The sequence below is a fragment of the Streptomyces novaecaesareae genome (assembly GCF_000716875.1).
GTDB classification, from domain to species: Bacteria; Actinomycetota; Actinomycetes; order Streptomycetales; family Streptomycetaceae; genus Kitasatospora; species Kitasatospora novaecaesareae.
This window is the reverse complement of the sequence record NZ_JNWQ01000144.1, coordinates 1-8,741: the sequence shown is the minus strand read 5'-3', so window position 1 is coordinate 8,741 and position 8,741 is coordinate 1. Positions and strand designations below refer to the sequence as shown.

The window sequence follows — 8,741 nt, the reverse complement described above, 5'->3', positions numbered from 1 at the left end:
TCGTCGGCAGCGTCAGATGTGTATAAGAGACAGGGCCAAGGCCGCCCGCACCGCCGACCCGGACCTGCTGGCCAAGGTCGCCGCTCTCCCGCCCGCCACCGACACCCCGGCCGTCCCCCGCGCAGAGGCCGAAGCCGGAGACCCCGACTTCACCCTGCGCCGCCTGCTGCGCCCCTTCCGCACCCCGCTGCTCATCGCCCTCGTCCTGGTCGCCCTGGACGCGGCGGCCGGCCTGGTCCTGCCGGTGCTGATCCGGCACGGCATCGACGAGGGCGTCCGCAAGGGCCTGATGTCCGGCGTCGCGGTGGCCTCGCTCACCGCACTGGTCGTGGTCCTGCTGGACTGGCTGGTGCAGGGCGCCGAGAACCGGGTCAGCGGCCGCACCGGCGAGCGCGTCCTCTACACGCTCCGGCTCAAGATCTTCGCCCACCTCAACCGGCTCGGCCTGGACTACTACGAGCGCGAGCTGACCGGTCGGATCATGACCCGGATGACCACCGACCTGGACTCCCTGACGTCCTTCCTGCAGACCGGCATGGTCACCGCCGTGGTCAGCCTGCTGACCTTCGCCGGGATCTTCGCCGCCCTGCTGATCATCGACGCCGGCCTGGCCCTGGTGGTCTTCGCCGTGCTGCCGCTGCTGGTGATCGCCACGCTGGTGTTCCGCAGGAAGTCCAAGGACCAGTACGAGCGCTCCCGCGACCTGATCAGCACCGTCAACGCCGATCTGCAGGAGAACGTGGCCGGCATGCGGATCGTCCAGGCGTTCCGCCGCCTGGACACCAACACCGACCGCTTCGTGGCACGCGGCATCGCCTACCGCGAGGCCAGGGTCCGGGCACAGCTGTACATCTCGCTGTACTTCCCGTTCGTCCAGTTCCTCTCCAGCGTGGCTGCCGCGCTGGTGCTGATCGTCGGTGCCGCCCGGGTCGACGCCGGGACGCTGACGGTCGGCGCGCTGGTCGCGTACCTGCTCTACATCGACCTGTTCTTCGCGCCGGTCAACCAGCTGTCCCAGGTCTTCGACGGCTACCAACAGGCCTCGGTGGGCCTCGGCCGGATCCGCGAGCTGCTGCGCACCCCGACCACCACGGCCGAGGCCGCCGACCCGGTCCCGGTGGCCAAGGGGCTGCGCGGCGAGATCAGCTTCGAGGGGGTCGGCTTCGCCTACAACGGCGGGGCCGACGGCGCCCCGAACGTGCTGACCGGGGTGGACCTGCACATCCCGGCGGGGCAGACGGTGGCGCTGGTCGGCGAGACCGGCGCCGGCAAGTCGACGCTGGTGAAGCTGGTCGCCCGGTTCTACGACGCGACGGAGGGCACCGTCCGGGTGGACGGGGTCGACCTCGCCCGCTACGACCTGGCGCAGTACCGCCACCGCCTGGGCGTGGTGCCGCAGGAGGCGTACCTGTTCGCTGGCACGGTCCGCGAGGCGATCGCGTACGGCCGGCCGGAGGCCTCGGCGGCCGAGGTCGAGGCGGCGGCGCGGGCGGTCGGCGCGCACGACATGATCGTCCGGCTGTCCGGCGGCTACGACCACGAGGTGGCGGGCCGCGGCCGCAACCTCTCGGCCGGTCAGCGCCAGCTGATCGCGCTGGCCCGGGCCGAGCTGGTCGACCCGGACATCCTGCTGCTCGACGAGGCCACCGCGGCGCTCGACCTGGCCACCGAGGCGGTCGTCAACCAGGCCGCGGACCGGCTCAGCGGCGGCCGCACCACCCTGGTCATCGCCCACCGCCTGACCACCGCCGAGCGTGCCGACCGGGTGATCGTGCTGGACCACGGCCGGGTGGTCGAGGACGGCACCCACACCGAACTGCTCGCCCGGGGCGGGACGTACGCCCGGCTCTGGCAGGCGTTCATCGCGGACGGCCACCCGGCGGTCGAGACCGTCGCCGCCGGGTAGGCCGCGCGGCTGTCGGTCCGTCCGTCCGTTCGTCATCCGGCGGCGTTCGGGCTGCTGTCAGGCGGCGATCAGCGAGGAGAGCAGACCGGACGGGTCGATCCCGTGCGGCAGCTCGCTGACCTGTCCGTCCCCGACCTCGACCACCCGCCAGCCGGAGCCGTCGGCCCGGCTGGCGAGGTCGGTGGTGACGAAGCGGCAACCGAGCATCCGGACCAGTGCCCGGACCTCGGTGAGGTCGGGGTCGACCGTCTGGTGCGGGGCGTCCGGGTGCGGCCCGACCAGGATCGGCCGACCGTCCAGCCACCACACCCGCGCCTCCACGGCCCGCCCGCCCGTACCCTGCGCGTCGCCACCCGGAGCGCCCGGAGCGCCCGGAGTAACAGCGGCGCCCGGAGCACCCGCGCCGTTCGCACCGCCGTCGGCGCCCTCGAACTCCTCGTACCGCCGCAGCACCACCCCGCCGGCCAGGGACTCGCCCTGCAGCTCGACGAACCGCTCCACCACCCGTCCGACCGCCGCCAGGTCGGCCAGCTCGGGTACGAAGCAGGCCTCGTGCCACTCGTGCTTGCGCGACTTCACGTAGTCCTTGACGATCGCCGGCCCGCGTCCGCCGAGCCGGGCCGCGGCCGCCGCCAGCTCCTGCGGTCCGGGCGCCACCGGCCCGTCGGAGGGGATCCACGCGCTGGCCGGGGTCGCCCCCTCGAACACGCCGTACCAGCCGGGCAGTTCGTGCGCCGCCGCGTAACCGGGCGGGCTGGTCAGCAGATTGCCGCCCCGGGTGGTGAGCGCGGCGGCGAACTCGGCGTACCGGGCGCAGGGGAGCATCCAACCCCGGTACCAGAGCGGGCCGCTGTCCTGCGGCACCTGCCGCACCGCCTCCTCGGCCCGCCCGGCGAGCAGTGCGTCGTGGTCGACCAGGTGGTGTTCGCCGCCCAACTCCCGCAGCAGCCGCGCCTCCCAGGCGAAGTGCGGGTCGGGCCGGCGCGGGTTGAGCGGATCGGCGGGGAAGATGATCGCGGGTACGGGCATGGCCGTCAGAGTACGGCCCGCGAGCGGCTCGGGCGCCCGTGGAACGCCGGGCCCGCCGCGGGCGACCGTGACGAATCCGCTCGACGCCCCGGGCGGCCGCTGCGAGAGTGACCCGATGCGAAATCTGCTGCGTCCCCGCAAGCGCGTACCTCGGCAGGCCGCCCGCACGGTGGTCCTGGACGACAACGGCTCGGTGTTCCTGCTGCGTTCGGACAACGACGAGGTCGGCGTCCACTGGACCATGCCGGGCGGCGGACTGGACCCGGGGGAGTCCTCGTGGGAGGGCGCCCGGCGCGAGCTCTGGGAGGAGACCGGCTGGACCGACCTCGAACCCGGCCCGCTGCTCTGCACCTGGGAGCACGACTTCACCTGGCACGGCACCCCGGTGCGCCAGCACGAGCACATCTACCTCACCCGCGGGCCGCACCGCGGACCGGTCGGCGACGTCAGCGCGGTGCACGCCGTGGACCGGATCCTCGACTGGCGCTGGTGGACCCCGGCCGACCTCGCCGACGAGAACGCCGACGCGCTCTGGCCGCCCCGACTGCCGGAGCTGCTCGACGCCGTCCGCGAGGGCTGGGCGGTCGACGGACGCCCACCGGTGCCCGTCGAGCTCGGGTACATCCCGAACACCCCGGTCGTCGGGTAGCCGCCGACTGCCGACGACCCGGCCGCCTCCTGCCGCGGGCCCCGCGGAGCGGCTACGGGCGCCCGGCGCGTCGGCCGCGCCCGGTCGGGCCGGGCGCCCAGCCGTGCAGTTCCAGTTCCCGGTCGTGCAGCGCGCTGGGGTTCATCAACACCGTCAGCCGGGTGCCGGCGAGTTGCTCGAACCGGAGCCCGGTCGCGGACAGCAGCTGCTCGGTGGGCACCGAGACGGCGATGGCGGGGCGCCAGGAGGGCAGCACCACCAGGCTGGTGCCCCGTCCGACCCGGACCGGCTCGGCCACCACCCGGACCGGCGCGCGTTCCTCCGGCCGGCCGACGGCCTCGGGCTGGCCGGGGCTGCCACCGATCAGGATGCCGAGCGGCGGTTCGGCCCGGGAGGCCTCGGTGCCGGGAACGACCGCGGTGGCGGCGTCGGCCCCGAACGGCGCCTGGTCCGCCACCGTCCCCGCCGCACCGGCGAGTTCACCCGTCCAGGTGGCGGTGGAGTGCGGGTCCACTCCGGTGGGGCTGGTCGCGGCCGTCTCCCGTGCGGTCGCCTCCTGCCCGGCCGGGGCTGCCTGCGGGTGCATCCGGCGCAGCCGGCGCGAGGGCGACGGTCGCCGGGAGCCGAGGGTCCGGAGCTCTTCGCGTGCCGTACGCGGCGCCGGTACGGACGGTCCGGCCGGCGGGGGTACGGCGGCCGGCCGGAACCGGATGAAGCCGACCTCGGCTCCGGTCCCGTTCCTGTTCCCGGTCCCGTCTACGCTTCCGGTTTCCTCGCCCGCCTCGGCTTCATCGGCTTCCTCGCCGAGCAGCGCCCGTACCTCCGCGACCGGCCGCCGGCACGCATCCGCCAGCTCCGTGATCGAACGGCCCTGGGAGCGTGCAGCCCGCAGTCGTTCGGCGAACGCTGCCCGCAAGCGCACCGCGGTCGGATCGCCGTCCGCCACCGGGGCCTGGGCCAGTGCCTCAGCCGAGTCCGTGTCCGTGCCAGAGTCCGAGACCGAGACCGAGACCGAATCCGAGACTGTGTCCGCCGTGACGGTCGTCTTGGGGAGCCCGTACGTCTGCGCGTCGTCCCTGCTGCGCGGCTGTGGCACCGAGTCGTGGCGGGGCGTGCAGCCCTGGCGGATCACCCCGTCCGAGGAACCGGGCGCGGCCGGGCCGGCCTCGACGGCGGTCGCGATCGAGCAGACCGGGCCGGGCGCGGTGGGCGGCCCGGTCACGGCGGGCGGGGGCGACGACCCGGCGCTGTGCCCGGGCGGGCCGGGCACGGACGGGTCGGTCGGGGCGGGGTGGAGCGAGCTCATCGGCGGGCCCTTCGGGGGACGGTCCCGACGATCCTGCCGCACGGCGCGACCAGCTCCAAGCGTCGAAACCAGGTGGTGTGCGCGAGACCACCGCCGGGCCACCGCCGGGCCACCGCCGGACCACCGCGCAACCACGGTGCAGGCGACGGGAGATCACCGCGACGCCCCCGCGATCGCAGGGTGGCCCCGCCGCCGTGTCGCCCCACCTGCCGCACTCACCGCCCCGGATCAACTTCCGGGAGCGACGAACCCCTTGAGGTCGGAGAGCACCGCGTTGGCCGCCATGACCCCGAGCCCGAGGAACCAGGTCTCGTCCGAAACCGGCCGGGCCTGACCGGACTTGACCGCGCCGAGCGTCTTCCAGAGCGCGCCGCCCAGTACCGCGTCCTGGTTGGTCGAGCTGGGGCTGCCGTACCCGCCCCGGGTGGGCTTGGCGGGGAGGACAGTGCTCGTGGTGGAGGACTGACGTACGCTTTCACGCATGAAGCGCTTCGTGGGCCTGTGCTGGTGGCCGTCCTAGGACGGCCACCAGCACTCGCCTGACCAGGGCCGTCCGGGATGGACGGCCCTGTCGCGTTTTCCCCGCTCCATGCGGGACGGGCCCCTCGCCCCGGACGGCCGCGACCACCGCCGTACCGAGGAGGAACCTTGACCGCCGAGATCATCACCATCACCGCCACCGCCCCTGACGCTGCTGCCGCCGGTGCTCCCGTTCTCACCGACGACCCGACCGCCCACCGCGTCCTCACCGGGGACCGTCCCACCGGCCCGCTCCACCTCGGCCACTACTTCGGCACCCTGCGCAACCGCGTCCTCCTGCAGGACCAGGGCGTCGACATGTTCGTCGTGGTCGCCGACTACCAGGTCATCACCGACCGCGACATCGCCGACCGGCTGGCCGAACACACCGAGAGCCTCGTCCTCGACTACCTCGCGGCCGGCCTCGACCCCGAGCGGGCCACGATCTTCGCGCACAGCGCCGTCCCCGCCCTCAACCAGCTGCTGCTGCCCTTCCTCAGCCTGGTCAGCGTCGCCGAACTGAGCCGCAACCCCACCGTCAAGGACGAGATCGCCCACTCCCGCCAGTCCGCCGTCAGCGGGCTGATGTTCACCTACCCCGTCCACCAGGCCGCCGACATCCTCTTCTGCAAGGCCGACCTCGTCCCGGTCGGCCAGGACCAGCTGCCCCACCTCGAAGTCGCCCGCACCGTCGCCCGCCGCTTCAACGAGCGCTACCCGCACGCCGACGGCAGCGTCGTCTTCCCCCTCCCGCAGGCCCTGCTCTCGGACGCCCCGATGCTGCTCGGCACCGACGGCGGCAAGATGAGCAAGAGCCGGGGCAACGCCATCCCCCTCGGCGCCACCGAGGACGAGACCGCCCGGATCATCCGCGCCGCCAGGACCGACGCCGACCGGCACATCGACTACGACCCGGTCGACCGCCCCGGGGTCGCCGGCCTCGTCCTGCTCGCCGCGCTCTGCCAGGACCGCGCCCCCGAGGCCGTCGCCGAGGAGATCGGCGACGGCGGCGCCGCCGCGCTCAAGCGCACCGTCACCGAGTCCGTCAACGAGTACCTCCGCCCGATGCGCGCCCGCCGCGCCGAACTCGCCGCCGACCGCGGCCACCTGCGGCAGGTCCTGCACGACGGCGCCGAGCGCGCCAACGCCGTCGCCGACGCCACCCTCGCCGAGGTCCGGGAGGTGATGGGGGCGATCTGAAGAGCCCCCGCCCCGCCACACCCACCGACCGGAGGACACCGACCCGCAGACATCGGCCGGTTGACGCGAGGGCATATCGTCACGGGCGGCCGCGAACACACCGAGGCCGCCCGTGAACCCCTCCCGCCCCCGCGCCCGAAAGGCGGCCCGGCCCATGGACCAGCACCCGACCACTCCCGGCCAGGGGCTGACCCGCCCGCCGCAGCTGCGCCCCGGCGACCACATCGCCGTCGTCGCCACCAGCGGCCCGATCGAACCCGAACGCCTCACCGCCGGCTGCGCGATCCTCCGCTCCTGGGGCCTGCGCGTCACCGTCGCCCCGCACGTCCTCGACACCCACCCCACGCTCGGCTACCTGGCCGGCACCGACGCCGACCGCGCCGCCGACCTCCAGTCCGCCTGGCTCGACCCCACCGTCGACGCCGTCATCTGCGCCCGCGGCGGCTACGGCGTGCACCGGATGGTCGACCTGCTCGACTGGACGGCGATGCGCACCGCCCGGCCCAAGCCCTTCATCGGCTTCAGCGACGTCAGCTCCCTGCACGAGGCCTTCGCCCGGCACCTCGGCCTCGCCACCCTGTACGGCCCGCTGGCCACCGGCGCCTCCTTCGTCTCCGACGGCCCCACCGCCGAGCACCTGCGCCGCACCCTCTTCGACCCCGCCGCCACCACGGTCCTCACCTCGCCCACCGCCGAACCGCTCGTCCCCGGCCGGGCCCGCGGCGTCACGGCCGGAGGCTGCGTCCACGTCCTCGCCGCCGAGCGTGGCACCCCCGCCGCCCGGCCCTCGTACGCGGGCAGCATCCTCGTACTCGAAGACGTGAACGAGCACCCGTACCAGTTGGACCGCCTCCTTACCCAGTTCCTGCGCTCCGGAGCCCTCGACGGCGTGGCCGGCATAGCCCTCGGCTCCTGGGAGGGCTGCGGAAGGCCCGAGCGGGTCCGCGAGGTGATGCTCGACCGGCTCGGCGGCCTCGGCGTACCGGTGCTCTGGGAGCTGGGCTTCGGCCACTGCCCGTCCACCCTCACCGTCCCGCTCGGCGTCCCCGCCCTCCTCGACGCGAACGCCGGCACGCTCACCCTCGACCTGCCCGCCCTCGCCGAGCGGCCCCTCTGACCACCGCACCACCGGAGACCACCGCACCACCGGGACCGGTGAGGACGGCCCCCGGGGGCGCGCCCGGTGAGTAGGGTGCGGCCATGAACGAGGACCGCCTCACCGCCCTTGCCCTCGGCTTCCTCCGCGGCCCGGGCAGCAACGCCCGTACGATCCTCGGACTTGCCGGCCCGCCCGGCGCCGGCAAGTCCACCCTGGCCCGCCACCTGGTCGCCGAGGTCGAACGCATCGAGGGGCCCGGCACCGCTGCCTACCTCCCGCTCGACGGCTTCCACCTCTCCGGCGCCCAGCTCCACCGCCTCGACCTGACCCACCGCAAGGGCGCCCCGGCCACCTTCGACGCCCACGGCTACGTCGCCCTGCTGCGCCGCATCACCGCCGACCGCTTCCAGGACATCTACGTCCCGGACTTCGACCGCACCCTGGACGAACCGGTCGCCGCCCGCCACGTGATCCGCCCGCACACCCGCCTCGTCATCACCGAGGGCAACTACCTCGCCTCCTCCGACACCCCGTGGCCGGACGCCCGCCGCCTGCTGCGCGAACTCTGGTACGTGCACACCGACGACGCCGTCCGCGAGGAGCGCCTGCTCAGCCGCCATCGCGACGGCGGCCGCGACGAGGCCACCGCCCACCACTGGGTCACCGGCAACGACCACCCCAACGGCGAGTACGTGAAGCCCGGCCGCGCGCTCTGCACCCGGACCGTCTCCGGGGCCGGTTTGCCTCCGGCGCCGGACAGGGGTAGTGTTTCCTAGTCGCTCGGCAGGGAGCACCGGACACGCATCGGCGCGGACGGTCCCGGAGCGGCCAATCCCTTGAAACACCACTTCCCGGCTCGGGCTGGGTCGCGTCTGCGTTTTTACGCTTTGCGGCTCAGCGCTATTCGGCATGTTCGTTTTATCGGGTTGCGGCTGGATTCGCTTTTCGGAGCGGGGATCGGCTAGAGTTTGAAACGTCGGACGGGGCGTCAAACCCCGGAAGACACCGGCGAGTTGGATGAACGAAGCCCCGG

Annotated in this window: 8 protein-coding genes; 5 read left to right on the top strand and 3 right to left on the bottom strand. The window is 74.0% G+C overall.

Features of this window, described 5'->3' with window-relative positions; translation table 11 throughout:
* Positions 1 to 1,906: ABC transporter ATP-binding protein (locus tag OP86_RS31455; RefSeq protein ID WP_033334247.1), on the top strand; the 1,906-nt coding region annotated here is incomplete at its 5' end.
* 57 nt (positions 1,907 to 1,963) lie between these two features.
* On the opposite strand, the gene OP86_RS31450 is transcribed toward OP86_RS31455, so the two are convergent.
* Entirely contained in the window at positions 1,964 to 2,935 is a 972-nt protein-coding gene (locus OP86_RS31450; protein WP_030061977.1) for an ATP-grasp domain-containing protein, read from the bottom strand.
* Between the two features lie 115 nt (positions 2,936 to 3,050).
* On the opposite strand from OP86_RS31450, the gene OP86_RS31445 reads away from it, so the two are divergent.
* Positions 3,051 to 3,584 carry an NUDIX hydrolase gene (locus tag OP86_RS31445; protein ID WP_030061978.1) on the top strand — a complete coding sequence of 178 codons (534 nt, stop codon included), beginning with the start codon at positions 3,051 to 3,053 and terminating at the stop codon, positions 3,582 to 3,584.
* A gap of 52 nt (positions 3,585 to 3,636) precedes the next feature.
* Here OP86_RS31445 and OP86_RS31440 read toward each other — a convergent pair whose 3' ends face one another.
* Positions 3,637 to 4,890, bottom strand: a complete 1,254-nt coding sequence (locus OP86_RS31440) for a hypothetical protein (RefSeq protein ID WP_030061979.1) — start codon at positions 4,888 to 4,890, stop codon at positions 3,637 to 3,639.
* A gap of 228 nt (positions 4,891 to 5,118) precedes the next feature.
* A complete protein-coding gene (locus tag OP86_RS38535) occupies positions 5,119 to 5,373 on the bottom strand; it encodes a hypothetical protein (protein WP_030061980.1) in 255 nt (84 codons plus the stop codon).
* A 165-nt stretch (positions 5,374 to 5,538) separates the two neighbouring features.
* On the opposite strand from OP86_RS38535, the gene trpS reads away from it, so the two are divergent.
* From trpS to OP86_RS31420, 3 genes are all read left to right on the top strand, one after another.
* Entirely contained in the window at positions 5,539 to 6,609 is a 1,071-nt protein-coding gene (gene trpS / locus OP86_RS31430) for a tryptophan--tRNA ligase (RefSeq protein ID WP_030061981.1), read from the top strand.
* A 154-nt stretch (positions 6,610 to 6,763) separates the two neighbouring features.
* A complete protein-coding gene (locus OP86_RS31425; RefSeq protein ID WP_030061982.1) occupies positions 6,764 to 7,726 on the top strand; it encodes a S66 peptidase family protein in 963 nt (320 codons plus the stop codon).
* Positions 7,727 to 7,809: 83 nt separating this feature from the next.
* Entirely contained in the window at positions 7,810 to 8,484 is a 675-nt protein-coding gene (locus OP86_RS31420; RefSeq protein ID WP_030260304.1) for a nucleoside/nucleotide kinase family protein, read from the top strand.
* Positions 8,485 to 8,741 lie beyond the last annotated feature (257 nt).